The following is a 23,743-nucleotide window of genomic DNA, read 5'->3' on the forward strand; positions in this document are numbered from 1 at the left end:
TCGGCCACATGCGCTACAAGAGCGGACAATCCGTCCTTCCCGGCGATCGCGTCGACGCCGATGGACTCAAGGGAAAAGTGGTCGCCGTCATCGACGACGGCCTCTACGCGCCCGATTACCCCGAAGCCGAGTGGTCCTACCTCGGCGCGGGCCTGGTGATCGAAACCGACGAAATCGGCGTGCTGCACCTGCCGACGATGGGCGAGGACATCGCGCTGATCGCGCGGCTCATGGATGGATCTTCAAGCGCCCGCTGATCGATCCAGGCGTTCGATCACGCGTTCCAGGGCTTCCACGCGCGCTTCGAGTTCGGCGACGCGCTCACCGAGCGATCCGCCCGTACCCGCACTCTCAGTACCGGTTGCAGGACGCAACGCTTCGATATCGACCGGCCCGCACAACAGATGCATGTAGCGATCTTCGCGCTGCCCGCCGGACCTGGGAACGCGCACGATCATCGGCGCGTCCTTCTGCTGCAGGCGATCCAATGCGTGCTGCAAGTCGTCCTGGTCGGCGAAGGTCGCCATGCGATTGGTGCGCGTGCGGATTTCGCTCGGCGTCTGCGGCCCGCGCAACAACAGGATCGCGATGATCGCCAGCTGCTGCGGCGTCAGGCTGTAGACCTGCGCGGCCTTGTGTTCGAAACGCAACGCGCGCGCCGATTGCGTGTTGCGCACCAGGCGGCGTTCTTCCATGCGGCGCACCGCGTGCGCGACGTCGCCCGGCGAGACATCCATGATCGGCTCGCGGTTGGTCTTCTGGTTGCACGCCAGCTGGATCGCGTTCTCGGTGAGCGGATATTGCTCGGGCGTGGTCGCCTGTTTTTCGATCAGGCAGCCGAGGATGCGCGCTTCGAGCGCATTGAGGATGGGGAACGGCGATGTTTCGGGTTCGTTGCTCATTTCCAAAGTCTAACGCGGGTCTGGCTCATCCTCGTGCAACCACAAGGGCACGAGCCCGACGATCAGCGCCGTGCCGATGCCGACCATCGTTTCCCATGCGCGGTCGAAGGCGTACAGCCACACATCGCCGCCGTGCGCGAACATCGTGATCGCGCACACATAGCCGGCCACGCGCGCCGCGGGCGTCTCGAAGCGACAGGCGTACGCGCACGCCATCGACACCAGGATGGCGAAACCGAGCGCGATCGGACCACTGGGCAGGAAATGGACGAACAAGGCACCCGCGCTCGCACCGATCACCGTGCCGGCCATGCGTTGGATCGCAAGTCGTCGCGTGGTCTTGGGTGACAGGTCCGTCACGATCACCGCACCGACCAACGCATAGATCGCGTAGTGGGCACCGAGCAGCGATGCGATCCAGAACGCGAGCCCCGCGGCGATCGAAGCGCGCAAGGACAGTTGAAGCGCGGTCGTGCGAAGGATCGGCATGTGGCCCCTTGCGCGTTGGTGCCCGGAGTGGGGATCGAACCCACATGACCTTGCGATCGAGGGATTTTAAGTCCCTTGCGTCTACCAGTTTCGCCATCCGGGCGGCGGCGCGGCGCAGCATAGCGTGAACTGCGATAACCTCGCCGCGGGCCGGCGGGGAGCCGGCGTGGAGACGTCAATGAACGAAACGATCGTTGCCCGCGCACCCAATACCGCGGGCAAGGCGGCATGGATTTGCCTGGGCATCGCGTGGCTCGCATTCCTCCTGCCCTTCCCCGGCTTGGGGCTACTGGGCTGGTCGCTGAACCTGGTGGCCTTCATCCTCGCGATCGTCGCGATGTCCAAGCTCGGTGCGATGGCGGGGATCTTCCAGTTGCTGTCGTCCCTGCTCATCTCGCCGTTCGTGTACGCGATCGGTTTGATCATCTTCTTCGGCTCGGTGAACGGAGCGCCGGATTGGGTGGAGTGGACGCACGGGCACGAAAGCTTCCAGCAATCGGGCAACGATCCGGCCGAAGAAGCCAACCAGGCCGCGGCCACCCACGACGCGGACATCGCGCGGATCGAAGCGCTGGCCGACGCCGCATCGGGCGCGCCGCCCGCGCAGGCGTCGGTGGTCGCACCCGCGGCGGCCTCCACGCGCTGAGCCGCTCCGTGCCTTGAACGGGCCCCTGACGCGGCCGTCCGCTAGAATGCGCGGCCGTTGCAGGGATTCAAATGGAAGCTTTCCTCGTTTCGACCGGCGTCGTCGCGCTTGCGGAAATCGGCGACAAGACGCAACTGCTCGCCTTCGTCCTCGCCGCGCGCTTCCGCAAGCCGTGGCCGATCATCGCCGGCATTTTCGCCGCGACGATCTTCAACCACACCCTCGCCGGCGCGCTCGGTGCGTGGTTGATGCGCGTGGTCGGGCCCGAACCGCTGCGCTGGATCCTCGGCCTGTCGTTCCTGGCCATGGCCGCGTGGACGCTGATCCCCGACAAGCTCGACGAGAGGGACGCCGATGCGAAGAAGCATTGGGGCGTCTTCGGCACCACGCTGGTCGCCTTCTTCCTCGCCGAGATGGGCGACAAGACGCAATTCGCCACGATCGCCCTGGCGGCGAAGTACGCCGCGCCCGTCGAGGTCGTGCTCGGCACGACGCTGGGCATGATGATCGCGAACGTGCCGGCCGTGTTCCTCGGCGACAAGCTGCTCTCGCGCGTGCCGATGCGGCTGGTGCACGTCGTGGCGGCGGGGTTGTTCGCGGTGCTGGGCGCGTTGACGCTGTTCGGCGCGGGCGCACGCTTCGGGTTCTGAACACACCGCTCGCCTGCGGCCGAGCTTGAGGTCCGGCTCAGTAATTTTGCTGTCCCCCGTCGGTTGTTTTGCTGTGGCGCCGGCCGGGCATGGCGAACAGACTGCAGGCTCCCGTCGGGAGGCCTGCCATGTCGATGCGATGGATGCTGCCGGTCGTCGTTGTCCTCGCTTGCGCGTCGTGCAAGAAGGAGGAAGCCAAGGCCCCCGCTACACCGACACCCGCGACCGCAGCCGCACCCGCGGCGCCTGCGCCCGCGGCCACCACCGCCGCTGCACCGGCCGCACCGGGTGCGCGCGATCGCGTGTTCACGCAGGAAGAGCTCGCGCAGATGGTCGCGCCCATCGCGCTGTATCCCGATCCGCTGCTCGCGCAGGTGTTGATGGCGGCGACCTACCCCGGCGATGTCGCCGATGCAGCCGCCTGGTCGAAGGCCAATCCGACCGCGAAAGGCGACGCCGCTGTGCGGCAAGTCGCCGACCAACCGTGGGACCCGAGCGTGCAATCGCTCGTCGCATTCCCGCAGGCACTGGCGACACTCGGACAGGATCCGGCGTGGGTGCAACGCTTGGGCGATGCTTTCCTCGCGCAGCCGGACAACGTGATGGACGCCGTGCAGCAACTGCGCCACAAGGCGCAGGACGCAGGGAACCTGGCGAGCAACGAATACCAGAAGATCAGCACGCAACCCGCGCCGCCGCCCTCCGAAGCGGCGCCGGTCTACGACGAAAGCGGCAGCGGCGCAGTCACGACGGCCGCACCGCCTGCCCAGTCGGACGTCATCGTCATCGAGTCCGCCGATCCGCAAACGGTCTACGTTCCCAGCTACAACCCGACCACCGCTTACGGCACGTGGGCCTATCCCTCGTATCCGCCGCCCTACTATCCGCCGCCGTCGGCGTATTACCCGGTCGGCAGCGCGCTCGCGCGCGGCCTGGCGTGGGGCACGGGCGTGGCGATCGCCGATTCGCTGTGGGGCGACATGGATTGGGGCGGCAACGACGTGAACATCAACGTCAACCAATACAACAGCCTCAATACCAATCGACAGATCAGCAACAGCAACTGGCAGCACAACAGCCTGAATCGCGACGGCGTGCCCTATCGCGACCAGGTCAACCGCGACAAATTCTCCAATCGCCTGCCGGATTCGGCCTCGCGCGATCGCATGCGCGGCGACGATGCGCGACGCGCGGAAGCCCGGCAATCGATGGAACGCCGCGGCATGGAGTCGCCGGCGCGCACCAATCGCGAAGCGCAGCAACGTGCGCAGACGGCGCGGCGCGATGTCGAGCAACGCGGCGGCGCCGATCGCGCACGCGCCGATGCACGGGATCGCACGGCGGCGGCGGGCGGCAATCGCGATGCGCAGCGCAATCGCGCGGCGGCCAGCGCCAATCGCGCGGGCGCCGGCGATCGTGCGAACGCGGGCAATCGCGCCAATGCAGGGAATCGACAGAACGCAGGCAACCGCCAGGCCGGCCAGAACCGCCAGCCCACGCAGCATCGGCAACAAGGCGCGAACAACCACGCTTCGCGCGATGCCGCACGGCAACAGGCGAACCGCCAGCAACGCCCCCACAACGATGCGTTCTCGGGCGCGCGCCAACCGCAGCAGTCGCACGCCGCCGCGCAACGCGGCCGCGCGAGCCAGAACCAGTCGCGCCAAGGTGGCGGTCGACAGCAAGCGTCGCACCAGGTGAACCGCCAACCGCGCAGTGGCGGCGGTGGTCAACAACGCCAGGCCTCGCATCAACCCCAACGCGCCTCCGGCGGCGCCCATGGTGGAGGACGTCGTCGATGAACAGGCTCCTTCCGATCGCAACGCTCGCTGCGCTCGCCTTCGCGATACCCGCCTTCGCGCAGCAAGCCTTCCCGACACCCGACGCCGCGGGCGACGCGCTCGTCAAAGCGCTCGGCACCACGCAGGCCGACGCGACGCAACTGGCCGCGTTGCTCGGCAAGGATTGGCGCACCTACATCCCGACCGGCAGCGTCGACCGCAGCGACGTCGATGCGTTCCTGACCAAGTACCGCGATCGCCACGCGTGGAATGACACCGGCACGGACAGCAAGATGCTCGCAGTCGGCGCGGATGCCTGGACACTCCCCGTTCCCTTGAAGAAAGACGCGAAGGGTTGGCACTACGACCTCGTCGCAGGCGCCGATGAAATCCGCGCGCGCCGCATCGGCCGCAACGAAATCGACGTCATCGATGCCTTGCGCACCTACCACGACGCGCAGAACGACTACGCCGACGAAGATCGCGACGGCGACGGCGTCCTGGAATACGCACGCAAGTTCCTCAGCACCGACGGGCAACACGACGGCCTGTACTGGGCCGACGACGACAGCGGCGAAATCAGCCCACTCGGCCCGCTGTTCGGCGACGACACGCCGAAGGGCGAATACTTCGGCTACCGCTACCGCATCCTCGAATCGCAGGGCCCCTCCGCACCGGGCGGCGCGTACAAATACGTGCTCGGCAACAACATGAGCCGCGGCTTCGCAGCCATCGCCTGGCCCGTGAAATACGGCGACACCGGGTTGAAGACATTCATGATCAGCCACGACGGCGGCGTGTTCGAACGCGACCTGGGCAAGGACACCGACCGCGAGGTCGCGAAGATGAAGAGCTTCGATCCCGACAGCGGCTGGCAGGCGATCGACGAACCCAAGCCCTAGGCATCGCGCAATGTCGGACGAATACGCGGTCAGCAAAGTGCTGCTCGATCGCCTCAATGCGCGCCTGCCGCGCATGCTGGAGTTGCAGCAGCGCGTGGATGCCGGGGCGAAGCTCGACGACGGCGACTTCGAATTCCTCAAGGACCTGGTCGAAGACGCCAACCTGAGCCACCAATATGTCGCGCGGCATCCGGAGTTGCAGCCGCTCGCGAGCCGGTTGGTGTCCCTTTACGGGCAGATCGTCGAGAAGGCGATGGAGAACGAGTCGAAGGGTTGAGCCACGCCGCACCTGCGGTATCGTGGGCACCTCATTCGGGGGGAGCCGATGATGTCCGCGATCCAATCGCAGCCGGTGCGCGTGCCAGCGCAGTCCACGTTCGTCAATGTCGTTGCCTGGATTTCCATCGTGTTGTCCGGCGGGGCGGCCTGTATCAGCCTCCTGCAGTTCGTCCTGTTCATGACCGTGTTCAAGAGCGACGAAGTGCAGCAACAGCTCGCGAGCGGCCCGGACGCCACCCCCATGGCCGGCATGGTGTTCCAGCTCGTGCCCTTGTTCATCGTCGGCTTCCTTGCGGTCTCCGTGACGAGCCTGGTCGCGTCGATCGCCATGCTTCGCCGCCGGAACTGGGGGCGGCTGATCTTCATCGGGCTCCTCGTATTGGGCATCGCATGGAATCTCTTCGGCGTGCTCGCCCAGCACTATTTCCTGTCGTCGGTCCCCACGATGCCGGAGATGGCGGATCAGCCGGGCCCTTCGTTCGACAGCTTCATGCTGGGCATCCAGATCGCGAGCGCCGTATTCGCCGCCGCGCTCTGCGCCCTGCACGTCTGGATCATCAGGCGACTGCTGTCGCCGGCGATCGTCGCGGAATTCCGTCCGACCTAACTTGTGGCACTGGGAAGCGCCACGCCCCGATGGCCTGATCGCGCCTCATCCGCCCATCCAATCGGAAACACGCATGCGCCTTCCGCTCACCCTGTGTCTCGCGTTCACCACGCTGGCCGCGCCGGCCTTCGCGCAGACCGCACCGCACGCCGAGCCGCCGACCAACCCGGTGGTCACGCCCATCCCGCCCGCGAAAGACGCCGACGTCGCCACGCTCGACGGCATCATCGCCGCGCTCTACGACGTGATCTCCGGCCCGCCCGGCCAGGCGCGCGACTGGAACCGCATGCGCTCGCTGTTCGTGCCCGGCGCGCGGATGATGCCGGTCGGCGGCAAGACCAAGGACGCCATCGGCATCCGCCTGCTCAGCGTCAACGACTACATCGCCTCCTCCGGCCCGCTGCTGCTGGAGAAGGGATTCCACGAACACGAGCTGGCGCGCACGACCGAACAGTTCGGCAACATCGCGCACGTTTTCACGACGTACGAGGCGAAGATCGAGAAAGACGATCACACGATGCGCGGCATCAACACGCTGCAGTTGATGAACGACGGCAAGCGCTGGTGGATCGTGTCGCTGATGTGGCAAGGCGAATCGCCGGAGTTGCCGTTGCCGAAGCAGTTCCTGCCGAAGGGCCGGTAATCGCGAACAGCAGCGCCGCCTCGCACGGAGGCGGCGTTGCGATCATTTCGCCTTCTTCTTCGTGTTGTGCGCCGCGGCCGCGCGGATCAACGCACCCAACGCCTTCTCGTCGATCGTCTCGCCTTCCTGGATGTCGATCGCGCGCCGCACGTTGCCTTCCAGACTTGAATTGAACAACCCCTTCGGATCGGCGATCGACGCGCCATTGGCGAAGGTCAGCTTCACGTGTTTCTTGTACGCCTCGCCGGTGCAAATGATCCCCGCGTGCGACCACACCGGCACGCCCCACTTCCATTCCTCGACGACCTCCGGATCCGCGGCGAGGATGATCGAACGCACGTGCGCGAGCGTCTTTCCGCGCCAATCGTCCAACTCCGCGATGCGCGCGTCGATGTGGGCCGACGCATCGCCGTTGCCTGCCTTCCCGCTTGCCTTCTTCATGCACGCTCCTGTGCGTTCATTGCATCCACCCGGGGTGCTTCGCGGCCTGCGCGATCCATTGCGCGAGCCGGTTTTCGTCGAACGCGTCGCCTTCGTGGATGTGGAAGTAACGCGTATTGGGATCCTTCGAGCCGATCGGCGGCTCGGGCTCCAATGACGCGCCGTTGAAAAACGAAACCTTGACGTACTTGGTGAAGCAATGGACGCCGAGGAACCAGCCCTTCCCGTCCACGCCATACAGCGGCGAGTTCCACTTCACCGCTTTGCGAACACCGGGCACCGTGCGTTCGATCAGGGCATCGAGGCGGCGCCCGACTTCGCGTTTCCACTCGGGCATTGCGGCGATGTAGGCCTGCACAGGTGCGTCGCCATCGCCCTTGGCGATCTGCGGATTACCGCCGGAAAGCAGGACAACCTGGGGTGCGGACTTCGACACAGTGGAGGACCTCCGGCGTCGCCAAGCGCGAGCTTACGATGCCGCCTGCCGCGCAGTCGATCCGCTGCGATGCAGCACGCGCGGCGGCCGCGGCAGTGACCTGTGTTCACCCGCGCGGGGGTTGCGCCATTCAGCGCATGCGCGAACTCTGCGGTAACGCGCGCGCGTTGCTTTGCACACCGTGCACACAGCGTCGATCGCAGTTTCCGCCCTCACCCACCGGGGTGCTGGGAGGGAAAACACCATGTCCACGCAATCCATCGTGCGCGGGCTCGCGATCGCGGGCGCCGCGCTTTGCACGTTCGGCGTCTGGGCGCTGGGCACCGCGCAACGCGATGCAACGCCGCGCGCGGCGCAGGCATCGCACGCCACCCGCGCATCGGCCGCAGCGCGCACATCGAACACCGCGCCCGCGCAACGCATCAATCTGATCGCCGCTTCTCTGCTGCCGTCGGCCGCAGGCGCCGACCCGCTGCAGGTCGAACCCCGCGTGCCGCGCGCCTCGGGCACGCCCTGCGTGCAGACGATCTCCACTGGGCGCGGGATCTTCCGCTTCGCCGAGACCGAACCCACGCCGATTCCCGCGACCACCTGCCCGGGCCCGTATTCGAAGATCACCCTGGTGGTCGAACTCACCGGCCCGCGCGAGAACGCCGATCCCGCCGGCAATCTCCAGCTGTATTACACCGACTTCGCCGGCCATGACGGCGGCACGCTCTGGACAGGGTCGTCGCAGATCTCCGACGACATCCCGGTGTGGCGCTTCGAACGCGACGTCACCGAGCTGCAGAATTACTTCACGCGCCCCGAGGGCTTCATTTTCACCGGCAGCTTCGACAACGACTATCTGGTGTTCGAGGGACTCGAAGCGCGCGTGTCCGCGGTCCGTCTGCTGTTCTATCGCGCGAATACCACCACACCCGCGCAGCGCGTGGCCGATGCCGTCTTCCCCGTGGCCTTCCCGGATTCTTCCGGCAACAATGCGTACTTCGAAGGCACGTTGCCGCGCAACACGATCCAGGCCTTCGTGGATGTCTACGCGCAAAGCCTCGGACCGGATCGCCGCATCTGGTCGCAATGCGCGCCGGATGCCTCGTTCACGGCCTTCCCCTTGCTGCATACGCCCTTCGCGATGGGCGACAGCCATTCGATCTTCGGCGATCCGCCGCACGGTTGCCGCGGCGGCAGTTTCCGCGAAGTGGAAGTGCTGATCGACGGCACGCGTGCGGGCCTGGCGCCGGTGTTTCCCTGGTTGCCCAGCAACATGACCAACGCGCTGCGCAACACGGTGAACCTGCCCGCGCCGGGCGTGCAGGCCAACAACTTCATCCCCTTCCGCGTGGATCTCACGCCGTTCGCGGGCCGGCTCAACAATGGCGCGACGCATACGATCGTGCTGCAGGCCCTCAACGAACCCGGCAACCAGGTGTTCGTCAGTGGGCAGTTGATCCTCTACACCGATCATGGCCGTGCGATCGTGCCCGGCGCGGTGACCGCCAACACGCTGGGACCGGCGAGCCCCACGGAAACCAACACGCTCGCGCAAACCGACTTCACCCCACCGGGCATGGGCCTGACCCATCACCTCACCGGCACGGTGACCACGCGCGCGCGGCGTGACTTCCATATCGACGGCTATGTCGATACCTCGCGCGGGCGCATCCGCAGCACCGTGATCCAGAGCAATCGCTTCACCGACGCGGTGACCTGGGACGTGACCGCGCCCGAGGATCGCACCGACGACTATTTCGGTTCCTTCCTGCAAAAGGTGCGCCTGGCGAGCAACGTCGACCGCACCAGCCGCCGCACGCTGGGCACGACCTTGTTGAGCGAAGACAAACTGGCGACGAGCTACCCGCTGCTCATCGATTACTTCCAGGACGGCGAGTGGCGGAGTGTCGACGAACAATCTGGCATCGTCGCGAACAACATCCAGATGACCGTGCACCAGGCGCGCAGCATCCGCACTTCGCAATTCCATCGCGGCACGGCGCGTTACGAGACCCGGCTGGCCGATGTGTTCGATGCCACGCGGCACTATGTCGGCGAACCGACGGACACGGAAACCGAATGGAGTTCGAGCCGCGACTATCTGTTCACCGACAACCGCGGCGGCTGCTACGGCGCGGGTTTGACGACGTCCTTCGGCGTGCTGCAGACGCGCACGCGTGGCGACGGTTGCCCGGGTGGCGTCAGTGGCCTGCGGTGGTGGTCGCATCCGGACGGGTCGCCGGACTCGATGGGTTGGGCGCCGGCGCCGTAAGGTCGCGCGCTCGCTTGTGTGAAGAGCCCGATGGGCGCGGTTAAAGGCCGCGTCCATCATGGATGGGCCGATGCGGCCGGGGAATGACGTAACAGTCAGTACAACCCCCGGGGAAGCCAATGCCTGCGCCCATCGTTGAGAAGGCTTGGCCGCGCATGCTGATCGACGTGTACGTGCGCGTCGGGCTGGTCGTAATTCTCGCCGTCGCCTGCTACACCGTCTTCCGGCCGTTCCTCGACCTGATGGTGTGGTCGGTGATCCTTGCGGTCACCCTCTACCCACTGCAGAGCAGGTTGCAGCGCCGATTGGATTGGAAGGACGGGCACGTGGCGGCGGCGATCCTCGTGGTGCTCATCGCCGTGTTGCTCGTGCCCCTGTATCTGATGGCCGCGTCGATCGCCGATTCGGCGGCGAACGCACTGGAGATGGCGCGCAGCGGACGGTTCCAGATTCCGCCACCGCCCGATACGGTCAAGGGATGGCCGATCATCGGCGAGCGCCTGCATGCGGTGTGGATGCAGGCCTCGACGCACCTGACCGACCTGGCGATGAAATTCGCGCCGCAGTTGCGCGCGTTCACCTTCGCCGCCCTGGGAAAGACGGCCGGCGCCGCGGTCGGCCTGTTGATGTTCCTCGCGGCGCTCGCGATCGCCGCCATCTGGATGGCGTATGGCGAAGCGAGCACACGCTCGGCGCATCGCATCGCCGCGCGCCTGTTCGGCGAACAACGCGGGCTTCGCTTCGCGGAATTGTGCACGGCCACCATCCGCGCGGTGGCGCAGGGCGTGGTGGGCATCGCCTTCATCCAGATGCTGCTGATCGGGCTGGGCTTCGTGCTGATGGGCGTGCCGGCCGCCGGCGTGCTCGCACTGCTGGTGTTGATGCTGGGCATCGTGCAGATCCCGGTGAGCCTGGTCACGATCCCCGTGATCGTCTACGTGTTCTCGACGCGGGGGTTCGATGCGGCCACGATCATCTTCGGCATCTACGTCTTCCTCGCGGGCCTCGTCGATAACGTGCTGAAACCACTGCTTCTCGGACGGGGTGTCTCGGTGCCGATGCCGGTGGTGCTCATCGGCGCGCTGGGCGGCATGGTGTCGATGGGCGTCGTCGGTTTGTTCATCGGGCCGGTGCTGCTCGCCGTGGGCTACCGGATCTTCTGGGCGTGGGTGGACTCGCCGCCCGAGTTGCCGATGCAGCCCGAACCGGAGAGTCCACCGCCCGAGGCGTGAGTCAGCGCTCGTACGCGCCGATGTCCGCGCGCCCGTTCACCACGCGCGGAAATCCTTCGCCGCGCTGGTCGAACGCATAGTTCGCGTTGTTGTTGCCCGCATCGATCGCGGGGCTGCCGTCCAGCAGCGCATGTGTCTGCGTGCGGCCGCCATTGTTCGCGAGCGGCCCGAGCCTTGGATCGCTGCGGATCGTATCGATCGGCAGCGTTGCGTTGCTCTGCTCGATCAGGTTGTCGCTGCCGACGACCATCGCCCCACCACTGACCTGCGCCCACAGATCCGACGGCGTGGTGCCGATGAAGTTGTTCGCGACGATGGTGCTCTGCCAATTGATGGTGCCGTACTGGTCCACGCCCGCGGCCGTGAAGGCGAAGGCCTCCACCGCGGTGTTGTTCGTGATCGTGGAATTGCGCACCGTGATCGGCGCGCCCCGCGCTTCGAGCCATGCACCGACCGGCGTGAAGTGCGCGGTGTTCCCAGAGATCGTGCTGTCGGAAATCAACAACTGGCCGCCGAAGAACCCGAGTCCGCCGATCCGGTTGGAGACATTGCCGCTGATCGTCGACTTGTTGATGACGTGCGTCCCGGCGAACGACCCGCCTTCCAGGCCACCGCTGATGTTCTCGGCGAAGTTGTCGCGGATGCTCGAATTGGTCATGAAAATCAGGCCGCCACTCGCACCGCCGGCGCGATCGCCTGCGTAGTTGTCGTGGATGGTGCTTTGGTCGATGTGCAGGCGGACATCGCCCGCGGCGACAAGGCCTCCGCCTTCACCGAAGGTCTCCGCACGATTGCCATAGACGGCGGTGTGGAAGAGAAAGACGTTGCCGGCCGACCACAGCCCGCCACCGAAGGACGTGCGAATGTTGGGATTGGTCGCGCGCACGATGCAGTTGCGCAGATGCACGTACTCCAGGCGCACATTGCGCGCCGCGAAAATGCAGCCGCCGCTCGGATTGGTGCCCGTCACAAGCCCGTGCTGGATCGTCATGCGCCGCAACGTGAGCGTCGCGCCGCTCGTATCGGGCCACGCAGCGCTGCTGTGCGTGAACACACGGCTCGCGCCGTTGCCGTCGATCTGGAGCTTGCTCTCGCCCGCGCCGACGATGGTGAGGAACTGATCGGGAAGCTGGATCGCGCCGCCGGTAAGCGTGATGCGCGAGCACGTCAGCGAGCGCAGATCAATCGTGTCGCCGCTGTTCGCCGCGGCGGCCGCGGCGCGCAGGCTGCCGGCGCCGCTGTCGTTGCAGTTGGTGACCGTGCGCGTTGCCGCGTGGGCTTGCGGTGCGATGGAGACGCCGCCGAGCGATCCCAACACGACCGTGGCGAAGACGAAGGAAGCGGATTTCCTGCGCGACATGGCACGACTCCCAAGGTGTGCGAGTGGCGAACATGGGGCCGCTGGCGTCGCGGCGATGTGCAAAAGCAGTGAATGCGACAACGCGTCTTTTCGGTCACGGGGAGACCGCCGTCGGCCGGAACGCTTCGGGTTGCGCGTAAGCAAACAGCAACACCGCTCGTTGCCACGTCGCCATGAACCTGTCCTCGCTCTCGCAATACGCGCAGATCATCGGCAACCTGGCCGTCGTGCTCGCGCTGTGCTTCGGCATGGCGCAGATCCGGCAATTCCGGCGACAACGCCTCGATGCCGCGGCGATCGAACTGATGCGTTCGCTCGAGGACCAGCAGTTCACGCGTTCCTTCCGCCTGATCTACCCATTGCCGGTGGACATGCCCGCCGATGCATTCCGCGCCCTGGGGCCCGACTACGAAGACGCGGCCCTGGCCCTGGGCGCGCGTTTCGAGAGCATGGGTTTGCTGGTCTATCGCGACAGCCTCCCGATGCACCTGGTCGAGGAGATCATCGGGGGCGCCGTCGTGCTGCTCTGGCAACGCCTGCGGCCCTGGGTGGAAGACAGTCGGCGCGAGCAGAATCATCCGCTGTTGTTCGAATGGTTCCAGTGGCTCGCCGAGCGACTGGAGGAGCGTGGACGACCCACGCAGACGCCGGCCTACGACCGGTTCCGGCATTGGTCGCCGAAGGGATAGCCTGCGCGGCGCCCCCGGTCGAATTGCCCATTTCCGGTCACCACCCGTCGCGATCCGAAGCGAGCCCACGTATCGTTCGGCCATGGGGAAACACTATCTGCCGGGCGTGGATGGGCTGCGCGCGTTCGCCGTCCTTGCCGTCGTGGCGTACCACGCGGGGCTTCCGTTGCACGCCGGCTACGTCGGCGTCGATGTGTTCTTCGTGATCTCGGGTTTCGTCATCACGCGGATGCTCGCGGCCGAACCACGCATCGACCTGGTCGGGTTCTATGCACGCCGCGTGCGCCGCATCCTGCCTGCGCTGTTGCTGGTCATCGTGGCCACCCTCGCGTTGTCGGCGGTGATGCTGCCCGGCGCGTCGCAACTCGCGGTCAATCGTTCGGCGACGGCTGCGGTCACGATGGTCGCGAACCTGTACTTCCAGGCGGTGACGGGCGGGTATTTCGATGCGGGCGCCGATCGCATGCCGCTGTTGCATCTTTGGTCGCTGGCGGTCGAGGAGCAGTTCTACTTCGTGTGGCCCTTGCTGCTTTTGCTGCGTCGCCGATGGTTGCTCGTCGTGCTCGCGATCGCGTCGTTCGCGTTCGCGCAATACTGGGTCTGGGTGAATCCCGAAGCGGCGTTCTTCCAGATGCCCGCGCGGCTCTGGGAGCTCGGTGCGGGCGGTTTGCTGGCGATGTCGCGCCCCTCGCGCCACGGGAACGTCGCGGCAATCGCGGGCCTGCTGTTGCTGTGCGCGGCGGTGGCGATTCCGATGCCGCAATTTCCGGGCGTCGGCGCCTTGCCCGCGGTCGCCGGCAGCTTGCTGGTCCTGCATGCGATCCACTCCGGCGCGCGCATCGCGCCCCTGGAGTTCACGCCCATGCGCAGGATCGGCCTGATCTCCTACAGCCTGTATCTGTGGCATTGGCCGCTGCTCGCCATCACGCGGTCCTCCGATCCTTCGATGACGACGCGCCTGTTGTCGTGTGGCCTGGCGTTCGTACTCGCGGCGCTGACGTATCGCTTCGTCGAAACACCGTTCCGCCGCGGCACGGGACGCACGAAGGCCATCGCGACCGGCGTGATCGCATGCGCCCTGCTCGCCGGCTGCACCAGCACGATGGACGCGGTGCTGCGTCGCGCCGGCGGTCTGTCGGTGCGCACCGCGCTGGACAAACCCGTTGAAGCAGCGTGCAGCGGTTTCGACGCCGTGTGCAACGCCGATGTCGTGTTGTGGGGCGATTCCCATGCGAAGTCGTGGGAACCCTTCGCCGAGCACTACGGCGTGGTACGACAACTGACGATGGACACGTGCCTCCCGTCGGCACGACAGGCCACGTCGAAATGCGCGCACTTCAACGCGAGCGCGCTCGCGTTCGCACGACGGGCCCCGACCGTCGTCCTCGGTGGCTTCTGGCTCGACCGCCTGCCGCGACAGGATGGCCGCGACGATTTCCGATCCGTGCTCGCGGCGCTGCCGACGCAGCACGTCGTCGTCATCGGACCACTGCCGGTCATGCCGCGCTGGCCGGAAGACTGCATCGCCGCCGGGGAAGTCGCGCAATGCAAGATGTCACGCGCGGAATTCGAACGCCGCGCCGCGCCCGTGCGCGCCTTCATGCGCGCTGAGATCGCCAGGCACCCGAATGTTCAGTACCTCGAACCCGCGGACTACTTCTGCACGCCCTCCGTGTGCCCGATGACCAAGGATGGGTATTCGCTGTATTTCGACGACGACCACATCACGGTCAGTGCGGCGCGGGGGTTTTCGGAGACGGTGTTTCGCAGGTAGCGCAGCGACGTCAGACGATCGGCGGGCTCGTCAGTTTCAATGCGCCACGTCCCGTCTCATCGAACTGCACGTGCTCGACCGGAATGCATCCGACTGCGGCGAGCGCGGCCGGATCGGCTGCATGTCGTTCGAAGCGCTCGGTCGCTTCAGCCAAAGCGCGGCCCGCATCATGGATCGTATAGATCGTGGCGTGCGCACCGGCGGCGTCATCGACGCCTGCATCCAGGATCCAGAAGGCGTCTTCGGTGGAATTGGTCGCGAGCACTTGGCGCGGAACATCGTGGAAGTCCCGGTACGTCACGATGCGGTACCACTCAAGCCAGTTTATGGGGCGGCTCCTCAAAGAAAAAGGGCTGCGCTTTCGCGCAACCCTTTGTCGTGATCTGGAGGCCGAGGTCGGAATTGAACCGGCGTACGCGGATTTGCAGTCCGCTGCATAACCACTCTGCCACCCGGCCGGATGACGTATCGGATTCAACCACATCCGACTGAAACAACGAAGCCCCGCGAACGGGGCTTCGACCTGGACAATCGAGTCCAAAACTTGGAGCGGGAAACGAGACTCGAACTCGCGACCCCGACCTTGGCAAGGTCGTGCTCTACCAACTGAGCTATTCCCGCATTGAGCCCGCCATTTTACGGGCGAATCATGGACTGTCAACACCTGCATGCGCTTGCTCACGCAATGCCGGCCAGGCCGCGCGCAGATACTCGAATCCGCTCCACAGCGTCAGCAGCGCCGCGGCCGCCAGCATCCATTCGCCGATCGTGAACACGCGGATCCCCAGCAGCGGCTCGTGGTACAGCAGCAGCGTCACCGCCACCATCTGCACGATCGTCTTGATCTTGCCGATGCTGGCCACGGCCACTTTCTTGCGCTGGCCGATTTCGGCCATCCATTCGCGCAGCGCGGACACGGCGATCTCGCGGCCGACGATCACCGCGGCCCACAGGGCCATCCAGCGCGTGGGGTGGCTCTGCACGATGAGGAACAGGGCCGTGGCGACCATCAGCTTGTCGGCCACCGGGTCCAGGAACGCGCCGAAGGCCGAATACTGGTTCCAGCGGCGCGCGATCCAGCCGTCCAACCAGTCGGTCAGCGAGGCGAAGGCGAAGACGAAGGCCGCCGCGAAATTGGTCCACTTGTAAGGGAGGTAGAACACCAGGACCAGCACGGGGATCATCACGATCCGGGCGATGGTGAGCCAGGTCGGTACCGTCATCTTCATCCGTCGCGTCCTGCCTGTGTTCCCGCCGCCGGCATCGGCAGCCCGTGCAGCGTGGCATAGATTCGTTCGGCGAGCGCGGCATTCACGCCTTCCACGCGCGCGATCTCCTCGGCGCCGGCCTGCTTCAGTCCGCCCAGGCCACCGAAATGCTTGAGCAGGCTCGCGCGGCGGCGCGGGCCGATGCCGGGGATGTCTTCCAGCCGGCTGGTGCTGCGCGCCTTCTGGCGCTTGCCGCGATGGCCGGTGATGGCGAAGCGGTGGGCCTCGTCGCGCACTTGCTGGACCAATTGCAGCGCGGGGGATTCGGGGCCGGGGCGCAGTTCGCGCCCGTCGGGGAGGATCAGCGTCTCGTGGCCGGGGCGGCGTTCCTCGCCTTTCGCGACGCCGACCACGTACACCGACGACACGCCGAGGTCCTTCAACACCGCATTGGCTTGCGCGAGCTGGCCCTTGCCGCCATCGATCAGCAGGACATCGGGCAGCACCCCGCCCTCCTCGATCGCGCGGCGGAAGCGGCGTTCGAGCGCCTGGTGCATCGCCGCGTAGTCGTCCCCCGGTTCGATGCCGGTGATGTTGTAGCGGCGGTATTGCGCGCGCACGGCGCCGTTTTCGTCGAACACGACCTGCGAGGCCACGGTCGCCTCGCCCATCGTGTGGCTGATGTCGAAGCATTCGATGCGCTTGGGCGCCTCGGCCAGGCCGAACATCTCGCGCAGCGCTTCGGCGCGCGCGCTTTGCGCAGCGTGGCTGGCCAGTTCCGTCGCGAGCGTGAGTTCGGCGTTGCGCTTGACCAGGTCGACATAACCCGCGCGCTCGCCGCGCACATTGCACTTGAGCTGGATCTTGCGGCCGGCGGTTTCCCACAGCGCGACTTCGATCAGTTCGCGATCGGGCACGTCGCGATCGAGCACGATTTCGCGCGGCGGCGGTTGTTCTGCGTAGTACTGCGAGACGAATGCCGACAGCACTTCATCCGGCGGCGCGCCATTGGTCTTCGGGAAGAACGCGCGCGTGCCGAGGTTGCGCCCGTCGCGGAAGGCGAGCAGCAACACGCACGCCGATGCGCCCTGCATCGCGACGGCGAGCACGTCGAGGTCGGCGGCCTGGCCGTCGACGTATTGGCGCGCCTGCAATTTGCGGATCGTCGTGACCAGGTCGCGCAGGCGCGCGGCTTCTTCGAAATCCAGGCGCTGGCTCGCCGCTTCCATCGCATTAGTCAGTTCGTTGCCGAGTTCCTCGCTGCGGCCGTCGAGGAACAGCGACGCACGCCGCGTGGCATCGGCGTAATCGCGCGCAGGCGCGAGCCCGACGCAAGGCGCGCTGCATCGCCCGATCTGGTATTGCAGGCACGGCCGCGAGCGATTGCGGAACACGCTGTCCTCGCAACTGCGCAACTTGAACAGCTTGTGCATCGAGTTGAGCGTTTCGCGCACGGCCGCGGCGCTGGGATACGGGCCGAAGTAACGCCCTGCGATCGCGCGCGGGCCGCGATGGAAGGCCAGGCGCGGCCAGGGTTCCTGCGTGAGCAGGACGTAGGGATAACTCTTGTCGTCGCGCAGCAGCACGTTGTAGCGCGGCTGCAGGGATTTGATCAGCTGGTTTTCGAGCAGCAGCGCTTCGGCGTCGGTGCGCGTGACGGTGGTTTCCATGCGCACGACCTGCGCGAGCATGGCCATCGTGCGCGCCGCCTTGGGCGTGGCGTTGAAATAGCTGCCGACGCGGTTCTTCAGCGCGCGGGCCTTGCCGACGTACAGCACGGCGTCGTCCTTGCCGTACATGCGATACACGCCGGGCTGCGCGCCCAGCCCGCGGGCGAAGGCCTTGCCGTCGAAGGGTGCTTGTTGCGGGGCTTGCGTCGTCACCGGGACATTATCGGGGCGGTGGCGTCATTCCCCAATCGGCACATGCTGAACCGCACCGGTTTTAGGGTCCACGCGGAGCACGGCGTGCGCATCGGTGTCGGCGATCCACACCGCGCCGGCGCCCACCGCCAGGCCCGAGGGGCCATGCAGCGGTTGCGGGAGCATGTGCGTGGTCATCTCGCCGCCGCCCAGGCGCAGGCTGCGCAGGCGGTCGTTGCCGGAGTCGCAGATCCACAGCAGCGGCAGGTCGGGGTCGAGCGCGATCGCCTGCGGTTCCTGCAATTGCGCGATGTTGCGCGGCCCGTCGACATGCCCGAAGGCCCAGGGCCCCTGCCCCAGCAAGGTCTGCACGGAGTGGTCGCCGAGCTTGAGCGCGCGGATCGCCGAGCCCGCGCTGTCGCACACGTAGAGGTTCTGCTGCACGGCCGCGAGCGCCACCGGTTGCGCGAACGCCGCCGCCGAGCCGATGCCGTCCTTCACCGCGAGCTCGCCCGAGCCCGCGCGGAACGTGAGCAGATCGCGGCCGAGGTCGTAGGTCCAGAGCTTGTTGTCGCCGGTGAGTGCGATGTGCAACTGGTCGTTCGATACCGCGACCGCGCGCGGCGCATCGAGCCGCACGGAGGAGGAATCGCGCACGGGGCCTTCGGTCGGCGTGCCGCGCCGGCCGTTGCCGCACAGCGTCTTGGTGTCGCCGCTGCGCAGGTTGATCTGGCGCACCGCGTGGTTGCCCGTGTCGGCGACGTAGAGCATGTCGCGCTGCAAGGCCAGGCCGTGCGGGCAATGGAAGGAGGCGTGCGCCGGATCGCCGTCGATCAGGTTCGCGTCGCCCGTGCCGAACACGCGCAGGATGCGGCCGGCGTGGCTGCATTCGAGCACGCGGTTGTGGCCGCTGTCGGCGATGTAGAGGTATTGCGGCGTGACCGCCAGCCCCGTCGGGAACATCAGCGGCATCGCGGGCTCGCGCACCTTGCGCTGCTGCGTGTCGTCTTCGATCGCCGGCGTGCCCGCGAGGGCCTGCAGGCGTTTGTCGAGATCGCCGAGGGCATCGCCGCCTTCCAGCCGCCCCTGCACGTCGCCGTTGCCGTCGATCAGCACGACCGTCGGCCACGACCGCACGCCCCACTGTTGCCACGCGACCCAATCGGCATCCATCGCCAGCGGCAAGGTGATGCCGTGGCGATGGGCGCGCTTGAGCGTGCGGCGCGGATCGCGTTCGTGGTCGAAGCGCGGCACGTGTACCGCGAAGGCGCGCAGGCGACCCGGATGGCGCAGGCGCAGGGCCTGCAGGTCGTGCATCGCCTGGATCGACCACGCCGAACCGATGTTGACGAAGGCCACCGCCGTCAGCCAGCCACGCAGATGCGCCGACGCCGGCGGTGCGGCATTCAACCAATGCAACGACGAAGGAAACCCCGGCACCAGCGTACGTCCCATCCCCACCTGCTCCGAACTTCTGACCATTCCCATCGCGCCCGATTCTAGGGATGGGTGCGATGCAGCATGCGTGATTTGGGTCGAAGGTTCACGTGCCTGACGAAAGTCGCGCTTCGGCGCGTGCGAGGTCTTCGGGCGTATCCACGCCGGGCGGGAACGGTTCGGGCGAGAGCGCGACCGCGATGCGGAAGCCGGCTTCGAGCACGCGCAGCTGTTCCAGCGATTCGATGCGCTCCAGCCGACCGGGCGGCAGCGCGGTGAAGCGTTGCAGGAAACCGGCGCGATACGCATACAGACCGATGTGACGCAGCCAATGGCCGCCTTCGGGCAGCGTGCGGCGATCCGCGGCGAAGGCGTCGCGCGGCCACGGGATCGGCGCACGGCTGAAATACAGCGCATTGCCGTCGGCGCCGCGCACGAGCTTCACGGCGTTGGGATCGAACAAGGTCTCGACGTCTTCGATCGGCGTGGCGAGCGTGGCCATCTCCGCGTCGGACCCGGCCAGCGCCATGGCGGCGGCCTGGATGCCGGCGGCCGGCGCGAAGGGTTCATCGCCCTGCAGGTTCACGACGATGGTCTCGGCCGACCAGCCTGCGATGCGTGCGCATTCGGCGAGGCGATCGGTGCCCGAGGCGTGATCGGGAGAGGTCATCGCGATGCGCACGCCACTGTTGGCGAGCGCATCGGCGATGCGTTGGTCGTCGGCGGCGACCCACACTTCGCGCGCACCGGCGGCGAGCGCGCGGCGCGCGACGTGCAACACGAGCGGTTCGCCGGCGAGTGCACGCAGCGGCTTGCCCGGCAGGCGCGAGGCGGCATAACGCGCGGGAATCGCGACGACGAATTCGCTGGATGGCGCGGCGATCATGCGGCGGCGGGCCCCTTCGGCGGCAGTTTGTCGAACAACGCGATCCAGAACGCTTCGGGCAATTCGGCACGCACCGGCACGGAGTAAAACGCACTGTCGGCGAAGGCGCGGCATTTCACCGCGTCCTTTTCGGTCATCAGCACCGGCAGGCGACTGCCGAATTCGAAATCCGACGGCATGTAGGCATGGTGGTCGGCGAAAGCATGCGGCACCACCGCGATGCCGTGCGCGCGCAGCATGTTGAAGAATCGATCGGGATTGCCGATGCCGGCGACCGCATGCACGCGCTGGCCCGAGAACGCGGACAGCGGCTTCGGGCGCCCGCCTTCGATCGGCTGCACGCCGCCCGGCACCAGGCGCATCGGCCATTCGCCGAAACCGGCGGGCACGTCGTCGCCGCCCACGTTGACCACGCGGAAGTCGCATTGTTCGGCGCGTTCCACAGGCTCGCGCAAGGGACCGGCGGGCAGCAGGCGATTGTTGCCGTGGCGGCGCAGGTCGACGACATCGATCTCGACATCGCGCGCGAGCCGGTAATGCTGCAGGCCGTCGTCGCACACGACGATGTCGCAGCCGGCCTGCGCGAGTGCCCGCGCCGCGGCGACGCGGTCGCGATCCACGCGCACCTTCGCACCGGTGCGCAATGCGATGAGCACGGGTTCGTCGCCGCCTTCGGCCGGCGCGGTTTTCGCATCGACCCAGCGCGCGGTCTTCGGATCTTCGCGGCCGTAACCGCGGCTGGCGACGCCGGGATTCCAGCCGGCATCGCGCAAGCGTTCGATCAGCGCGATGGAGAGCGGCGTCTTGCCGGTGCCACCAACGGCGACGTTGCCCACGACGATGACGGGCACGCCGGCCTTTTGTTGTTTCAACCAGCCGCGGCCGTACCACTTGCGGCGCATGCCGACGAGCCCGCCGTACACGCCGCTCAGCGCGCGTGCGCCCAGCGGCACCGGGCCATCGGAATACCACCAGCCCGGCGTGTCGCCCTTCTTCATGCCTCGGCCGGTTGCTCGCGGAACTGCATGCGATGCAGGTGCGCGTACACGCCGTCCTGTGCGATGAGTTGCGCATGCGTGCCCCGCTCCACCAGGCGGCCTTCGTCCAGCACGAGCACCTGGTCGGCGTGTTCGATGGTCGAGAGGCGATGCGCGATGACGATCGTCGTGCGATCGGGCATCAAATGGTTGAGCGCATCCTGCACGAGGCGTTCGGATTCGTTGTCGAGCGCGGCGGTGGCTTCGTCGAGGATCAGCAGCGGCGCATCCTTCAACAGCGCGCGTGCGATCGCCAGGCGCTGGCGCTGGCCGCCGGACAGGCGCCCGCCGTGTTCGCCGATGCGCGTGTCCATGCCGTCGGGCAGGCGCTCGACGAACTCCATTGCGTTGGCACCGCGCACGGCCTGCGCGAGTTTCTGCGCATCGGCGCCTTCCATTTCGCCGTAGGCCACGTTGGCGCCGACGCTGGCGTCGAACAGGATCACGCGCTGGCTCACCATCGCGACTTGGCGGCGCAGGTCGGCGAGTGCGTAGTCCTCGAGCGGGCGGCCGTCGAGCAGCACCTGGCCGGATTCGGGTTCGTAGAAACGCGGGATCAGCTTGATCAGCGTGCTCTTGCCGCTGCCCGAACGGCCGACGATGGCCGTCACCGTGCCGGGCCTGGCGATGAAACTGATGTCGTCGATCGCCGGGCGCACCTGGTTGGGATAACGCGCGGTGACGTGGCGGAATTCCAGTTCGCCCTTCGCACGCGTGAGCGGCGCGGTGCCGGTGTCGCGCTCATCGGGCGCATCGAGCACGGAGAACAGGCGCTCGGCGGAATTCACGCCGCGCTGGAGCATCGCCTGCACGTTGGTGAGCTGGCGCAGCGGCGGGATGATCGCGACCATCGCCGTCATCAGCACGGTGAAGTCGCCGGCGGTGAGGCGGCCGGCGGCGGCTTCGCGCGCGGCGAGGAACAGCAGCACCGCCATGCCGATCGCGCCCAGCACCTGCACGAAGAAGGAAATCGAACCGCGCGTGACCTCGACCTTCAGCGCAAGGCGCAGGTTCTTGTTGGTCTGGTCGGCGTAGCGCCCGATCTCGCTTTCCTGCGCGCCGTAGATCTTCACTTCCTGGTGGCCGTGCAGTGCCTGGTCGGCGGACTGCAGCATGTCGGCGGCGTTTTCCAGGATGCGATGGTTGATGTTGCGATAGCGCCCGCCGACCTTGTTCATCGCCCACACCAGGAAGGGCGCGAGCAACAACAGGGCGATGGTGACGCGCCAGCTGGTGGAGAGCATCGCCCACATCATCGCGACGGTCGTCAGGCTCGCGCTGATCATCACCTTCAACGCATCGACGGCGGCGCCGGCGACTTGTTCGGTGTCGCCGCCAAGGCGCGTGAGCATCGAGGCCACGGGCTCGGCGTCGAAACGCTCGCCCGGCAGACGGAAATATTTGCGCATCAACAGCAGGCGCAGGTCGCGCGCGACGCCGCGGCCGGAACGGGCCATCGTGTAATCGCCCGCCAGGCCGAACAGGCCGCGCGCGACGAACAGGCCGACGAGCGCGGCCGGCAACCACAACTGGAAGGTCTTGGGGTCGGCGAGCCCGTCGACGATGGGCTTGAGCAGGCGCGTGACGCCATAACTGGTGAGCGCTTCGAGCGCCATCGCCAGGGCGGCGCCACCGAGCCAGGCGCGATACGGCTTGGCGAACCCGAGCAGGCGGCGGTAGGTCTGCGTCGGGGTCGCGGTGGAGGATTCGGTCATGGGGCCTTGGCCTGCGCTGTCTGCACCGGCGGCGCGGTGGCGATCGACACGCGCGAGAAGCCGAGCTGGGCGAGCGCGTCGAGCGCGGTGACGACGGCCTGGTGCGGCGTGCGGCCATCGGCACGCAGCAACACCGGGCGCGTGCGGTCGGTGCCGGCGACGTCGACGAGGGTTTGCTTGAGGGATTCGACGTCGGTGCGCAGTGCTTCGCGATCGTCGATGAAGTAACGGCCGTCGGCGTTCACCAGCACGCTCAGCGCCTTGGACTGCGATTCGGCCGGCGTGCCGTTGGCCTGCGGCAGTTGCAGCTTGAGCACCGAGCGCGCGTCGAACGTGGTGGTGACTACGAAGAAGATGATCAGGCAGAGGACGACATCGATCAGCGGGATCAGGTTGATCTCGGGCGTGTCGTCGTCGCGATGGTCGCGGATGCGCATGGGTCAGTCGACGCTTGCGCTCGCGCGGGCGGGCGGCACGGCGGGCGCCTGGCCGGCGGCGGCGCGC

25 protein-coding genes and 3 tRNA genes are annotated in these 23,743 nt (G+C 67.0%); 12 read left to right on the plus strand and 16 right to left on the minus strand.

What is annotated here, in order from left to right; all coding sequences use genetic code 11:
• The first annotated feature begins 8 nt into the window (after positions 1-8).
• Positions 9-257: a hypothetical protein gene (locus AC1DOM_RS15530; RefSeq protein ID WP_498964914.1), complete on the plus strand. Its 249-nt coding sequence runs from the start codon at positions 9-11 to the stop codon at positions 255-257.
• Here AC1DOM_RS15530 and AC1DOM_RS15535 read toward each other — a convergent pair.
• The 3 genes from AC1DOM_RS15535 to AC1DOM_RS15545 all read right to left on the minus strand — a co-directional run bounded on the left by AC1DOM_RS15535 (position 243) and on the right by AC1DOM_RS15545 (position 1,494).
• Entirely contained in the window at positions 243-902 is a 660-nt protein-coding gene (locus AC1DOM_RS15535; RefSeq protein ID WP_498964916.1) for a YceH family protein, read from the minus strand. The genes AC1DOM_RS15530 and AC1DOM_RS15535 overlap by 15 nt on opposite strands.
• Positions 903-911: 9 nt before the next feature.
• Positions 912-1,391 carry an FUSC family protein gene (locus tag AC1DOM_RS15540; protein WP_498964918.1) on the minus strand — a complete coding sequence of 160 codons (480 nt, stop codon included), beginning with the start codon at positions 1,389-1,391 and terminating at the stop codon, positions 912-914.
• A gap of 16 nt (positions 1,392-1,407) precedes the next feature.
• Positions 1,408-1,494: transfer RNA gene (locus AC1DOM_RS15545), tRNA-Leu, on the minus strand.
• 75 nt (positions 1,495-1,569) lie between these two features.
• Between AC1DOM_RS15545 and AC1DOM_RS15550 the strand changes: the two genes are divergently transcribed.
• The 7 genes from AC1DOM_RS15550 to AC1DOM_RS15580 all read left to right on the plus strand — a co-directional run bounded on the left by AC1DOM_RS15550 (position 1,570) and on the right by AC1DOM_RS15580 (position 6,899).
• Complete coding sequence (locus tag AC1DOM_RS15550) at positions 1,570-2,037, plus strand: hypothetical protein (RefSeq protein WP_498964920.1); 468 nt, start codon at positions 1,570-1,572, stop codon at positions 2,035-2,037.
• Positions 2,038-2,108: 71 nt separating this feature from the next.
• Positions 2,109-2,687 carry a TMEM165/GDT1 family protein gene (locus tag AC1DOM_RS15555; protein ID WP_498964923.1) on the plus strand — a complete coding sequence of 193 codons (579 nt, stop codon included), beginning with the start codon at positions 2,109-2,111 and terminating at the stop codon, positions 2,685-2,687.
• A 128-nt stretch (positions 2,688-2,815) separates the two neighbouring features.
• On the plus strand, positions 2,816-4,489 hold the full coding sequence (locus tag AC1DOM_RS15560; RefSeq protein ID WP_498964924.1) for a DUF3300 domain-containing protein: 1,674 nt from the start codon (positions 2,816-2,818) through the stop codon (positions 4,487-4,489).
• On the plus strand, positions 4,486-5,370 hold the full coding sequence (locus AC1DOM_RS15565) for a DUF2950 domain-containing protein (RefSeq protein ID WP_498964926.1): 885 nt from the start codon (positions 4,486-4,488) through the stop codon (positions 5,368-5,370). Before AC1DOM_RS15560 ends, AC1DOM_RS15565 begins: the two co-directional genes overlap by 4 nt.
• A gap of 10 nt (positions 5,371-5,380) precedes the next feature.
• Complete coding sequence (locus AC1DOM_RS15570) at positions 5,381-5,647, plus strand: hypothetical protein (RefSeq protein WP_498964928.1); 267 nt, start codon at positions 5,381-5,383, stop codon at positions 5,645-5,647.
• A 75-nt stretch (positions 5,648-5,722) separates the two neighbouring features.
• Complete coding sequence (locus tag AC1DOM_RS15575; RefSeq protein ID WP_498964930.1) at positions 5,723-6,256, plus strand: hypothetical protein; 534 nt, start codon at positions 5,723-5,725, stop codon at positions 6,254-6,256.
• A gap of 73 nt (positions 6,257-6,329) precedes the next feature.
• Complete coding sequence (locus AC1DOM_RS15580; protein WP_498964932.1) at positions 6,330-6,899, plus strand: hypothetical protein; 570 nt, start codon at positions 6,330-6,332, stop codon at positions 6,897-6,899.
• A 42-nt stretch (positions 6,900-6,941) separates the two neighbouring features.
• On the opposite strand, the gene AC1DOM_RS15585 is transcribed toward AC1DOM_RS15580, so the two are convergent.
• Complete coding sequence (locus tag AC1DOM_RS15585) at positions 6,942-7,340, minus strand: DUF1801 domain-containing protein (protein ID WP_498964934.1); 399 nt, start codon at positions 7,338-7,340, stop codon at positions 6,942-6,944.
• Between the two features lie 16 nt (positions 7,341-7,356).
• On the minus strand, positions 7,357-7,776 hold the full coding sequence (locus AC1DOM_RS15590; RefSeq protein WP_498964936.1) for a DUF1801 domain-containing protein: 420 nt from the start codon (positions 7,774-7,776) through the stop codon (positions 7,357-7,359).
• 244 nt (positions 7,777-8,020) lie between these two features.
• Here AC1DOM_RS15590 and AC1DOM_RS15595 point away from each other — a divergent pair, with 244 nt between their 5' ends.
• Positions 8,021-10,039, plus strand: a complete 2,019-nt coding sequence (locus AC1DOM_RS15595) for a peptide-N4-asparagine amidase (protein ID WP_498964938.1) — start codon at positions 8,021-8,023, stop codon at positions 10,037-10,039.
• Positions 10,040-10,158: 119 nt separating this feature from the next.
• A complete protein-coding gene (locus tag AC1DOM_RS15600) occupies positions 10,159-11,271 on the plus strand; it encodes an AI-2E family transporter (RefSeq protein ID WP_498964940.1) in 1,113 nt (370 codons plus the stop codon).
• Between the two features lies 1 nt (position 11,272).
• On the opposite strand, the gene AC1DOM_RS15605 is transcribed toward AC1DOM_RS15600, so the two are convergent.
• Complete coding sequence (locus AC1DOM_RS15605) at positions 11,273-12,631, minus strand: choice-of-anchor Q domain-containing protein (RefSeq protein WP_498964942.1); 1,359 nt, start codon at positions 12,629-12,631, stop codon at positions 11,273-11,275.
• A gap of 173 nt (positions 12,632-12,804) precedes the next feature.
• Between AC1DOM_RS15605 and AC1DOM_RS15610 the strand changes: the two genes are divergently transcribed.
• Positions 12,805-13,320 carry a DUF4760 domain-containing protein gene (locus AC1DOM_RS15610; RefSeq protein WP_498964944.1) on the plus strand — a complete coding sequence of 172 codons (516 nt, stop codon included), beginning with the start codon at positions 12,805-12,807 and terminating at the stop codon, positions 13,318-13,320.
• Positions 13,321-13,402: 82 nt separating this feature from the next.
• On the plus strand, positions 13,403-15,094 hold the full coding sequence (locus AC1DOM_RS15615; protein WP_498964946.1) for an acyltransferase family protein: 1,692 nt from the start codon (positions 13,403-13,405) through the stop codon (positions 15,092-15,094).
• Between the two features lie 10 nt (positions 15,095-15,104).
• On the opposite strand, the gene AC1DOM_RS15620 is transcribed toward AC1DOM_RS15615, so the two are convergent.
• The 10 genes from AC1DOM_RS15620 to AC1DOM_RS15665 all read right to left on the minus strand — a co-directional run bounded on the left by AC1DOM_RS15620 (position 15,105) and on the right by AC1DOM_RS15665 (position 23,676).
• A complete protein-coding gene (locus tag AC1DOM_RS15620; RefSeq protein WP_498964948.1) occupies positions 15,105-15,437 on the minus strand; it encodes a hypothetical protein in 333 nt (110 codons plus the stop codon).
• Positions 15,438-15,478: 41 nt separating this feature from the next.
• Positions 15,479-15,552, minus strand: a tRNA-Cys gene (locus tag AC1DOM_RS15625).
• 87 nt (positions 15,553-15,639) lie between these two features.
• Positions 15,640-15,715 (minus strand) — tRNA-Gly (locus AC1DOM_RS15630).
• Positions 15,716-15,741: 26 nt separating this feature from the next.
• Positions 15,742-16,323: a CDP-diacylglycerol--glycerol-3-phosphate 3-phosphatidyltransferase gene (gene pgsA, locus AC1DOM_RS15635; RefSeq protein ID WP_498964950.1), complete on the minus strand. Its 582-nt coding sequence runs from the start codon at positions 16,321-16,323 to the stop codon at positions 15,742-15,744.
• Positions 16,320-18,185 (minus strand): excinuclease ABC subunit UvrC, encoded by a 1,866-nt coding sequence (gene uvrC / locus AC1DOM_RS15640; protein WP_498964952.1) that lies wholly within the window; start codon positions 18,183-18,185, stop codon positions 16,320-16,322. Before uvrC ends, pgsA begins: the two co-directional genes overlap by 4 nt.
• A 24-nt stretch (positions 18,186-18,209) precedes the next feature.
• A complete protein-coding gene (locus tag AC1DOM_RS15645) occupies positions 18,210-19,619 on the minus strand; it encodes a hypothetical protein (protein WP_498964954.1) in 1,410 nt (469 codons plus the stop codon).
• 88 nt (positions 19,620-19,707) lie between these two features.
• A complete protein-coding gene (kdsB, locus tag AC1DOM_RS15650) occupies positions 19,708-20,487 on the minus strand; it encodes a 3-deoxy-manno-octulosonate cytidylyltransferase (RefSeq protein WP_498964956.1) in 780 nt (259 codons plus the stop codon).
• On the minus strand, positions 20,484-21,485 hold the full coding sequence (gene lpxK, locus AC1DOM_RS15655; protein ID WP_498964958.1) for a tetraacyldisaccharide 4'-kinase: 1,002 nt from the start codon (positions 21,483-21,485) through the stop codon (positions 20,484-20,486). The genes kdsB and lpxK overlap by 4 nt, the downstream gene beginning before the upstream one ends.
• Entirely contained in the window at positions 21,482-23,239 is a 1,758-nt protein-coding gene (gene msbA, locus AC1DOM_RS15660) for a lipid A export permease/ATP-binding protein MsbA (protein WP_498964959.1), read from the minus strand. The genes lpxK and msbA overlap by 4 nt, the downstream gene beginning before the upstream one ends.
• Entirely contained in the window at positions 23,236-23,676 is a 441-nt protein-coding gene (locus AC1DOM_RS15665; protein WP_498964960.1) for an ExbD/TolR family protein, read from the minus strand. Before AC1DOM_RS15665 ends, msbA begins: the two co-directional genes overlap by 4 nt.
• Positions 23,677-23,743: the final 67 nt, after the last annotated feature.

Source organism: Lysobacter sp. P5_B12 (genome assembly GCF_056400425.1).

What these genes read in the sequence shown, in the direction of transcription:
- AC1DOM_RS15530 (WP_498964914.1), top strand. Translation starts at nt 9, where the DNA reads ATGCGCTACAAGAGCGGACAATCCGTCCTTCCCGGCGATCGCGTCGAC.
- AC1DOM_RS15535 (WP_498964916.1), bottom strand. Translation starts at nt 902, where the DNA reads ATGAGCAACGAACCCGAAACATCGCCGTTCCCCATCCTCAATGCGCTC.
- AC1DOM_RS15540 (WP_498964918.1), bottom strand. Translation starts at nt 1,391, where the DNA reads ATGCCGATCCTTCGCACGACCGCGCTTCAACTGTCCTTGCGCGCTTCG.
- AC1DOM_RS15550 (WP_498964920.1), top strand. Translation starts at nt 1,570, where the DNA reads ATGAACGAAACGATCGTTGCCCGCGCACCCAATACCGCGGGCAAGGCG.
- AC1DOM_RS15555 (WP_498964923.1), top strand. Translation starts at nt 2,109, where the DNA reads ATGGAAGCTTTCCTCGTTTCGACCGGCGTCGTCGCGCTTGCGGAAATC.
- AC1DOM_RS15560 (WP_498964924.1), top strand. Translation starts at nt 2,816, where the DNA reads ATGTCGATGCGATGGATGCTGCCGGTCGTCGTTGTCCTCGCTTGCGCG.
- AC1DOM_RS15565 (WP_498964926.1), top strand. Translation starts at nt 4,486, where the DNA reads ATGAACAGGCTCCTTCCGATCGCAACGCTCGCTGCGCTCGCCTTCGCG.
- AC1DOM_RS15570 (WP_498964928.1), top strand. Translation starts at nt 5,381, where the DNA reads ATGTCGGACGAATACGCGGTCAGCAAAGTGCTGCTCGATCGCCTCAAT.
- AC1DOM_RS15580 (WP_498964932.1), top strand. Translation starts at nt 6,330, where the DNA reads ATGCGCCTTCCGCTCACCCTGTGTCTCGCGTTCACCACGCTGGCCGCG.
- AC1DOM_RS15585 (WP_498964934.1), bottom strand. Translation starts at nt 7,340, where the DNA reads ATGAAGAAGGCAAGCGGGAAGGCAGGCAACGGCGATGCGTCGGCCCAC.
- AC1DOM_RS15595 (WP_498964938.1), top strand. Translation starts at nt 8,021, where the DNA reads ATGTCCACGCAATCCATCGTGCGCGGGCTCGCGATCGCGGGCGCCGCG.
- AC1DOM_RS15600 (WP_498964940.1), top strand. Translation starts at nt 10,159, where the DNA reads ATGCCTGCGCCCATCGTTGAGAAGGCTTGGCCGCGCATGCTGATCGAC.
- AC1DOM_RS15605 (WP_498964942.1), bottom strand. Translation starts at nt 12,631, where the DNA reads ATGTCGCGCAGGAAATCCGCTTCCTTCGTCTTCGCCACGGTCGTGTTG.
- AC1DOM_RS15610 (WP_498964944.1), top strand. Translation starts at nt 12,805, where the DNA reads ATGAACCTGTCCTCGCTCTCGCAATACGCGCAGATCATCGGCAACCTG.
- AC1DOM_RS15615 (WP_498964946.1), top strand. Translation starts at nt 13,403, where the DNA reads ATGGGGAAACACTATCTGCCGGGCGTGGATGGGCTGCGCGCGTTCGCC.
- pgsA (WP_498964950.1), bottom strand. Translation starts at nt 16,323, where the DNA reads ATGAAGATGACGGTACCGACCTGGCTCACCATCGCCCGGATCGTGATG.
- AC1DOM_RS15645 (WP_498964954.1), bottom strand. Translation starts at nt 19,619, where the DNA reads ATGGGACGTACGCTGGTGCCGGGGTTTCCTTCGTCGTTGCATTGGTTG.
- kdsB (WP_498964956.1), bottom strand. Translation starts at nt 20,487, where the DNA reads ATGATCGCCGCGCCATCCAGCGAATTCGTCGTCGCGATTCCCGCGCGT.
- lpxK (WP_498964958.1), bottom strand. Translation starts at nt 21,485, where the DNA reads ATGAAGAAGGGCGACACGCCGGGCTGGTGGTATTCCGATGGCCCGGTG.
- msbA (WP_498964959.1), bottom strand. Translation starts at nt 23,239, where the DNA reads ATGACCGAATCCTCCACCGCGACCCCGACGCAGACCTACCGCCGCCTG.
- AC1DOM_RS15665 (WP_498964960.1), bottom strand. Translation starts at nt 23,676, where the DNA reads ATGCGCATCCGCGACCATCGCGACGACGACACGCCCGAGATCAACCTG.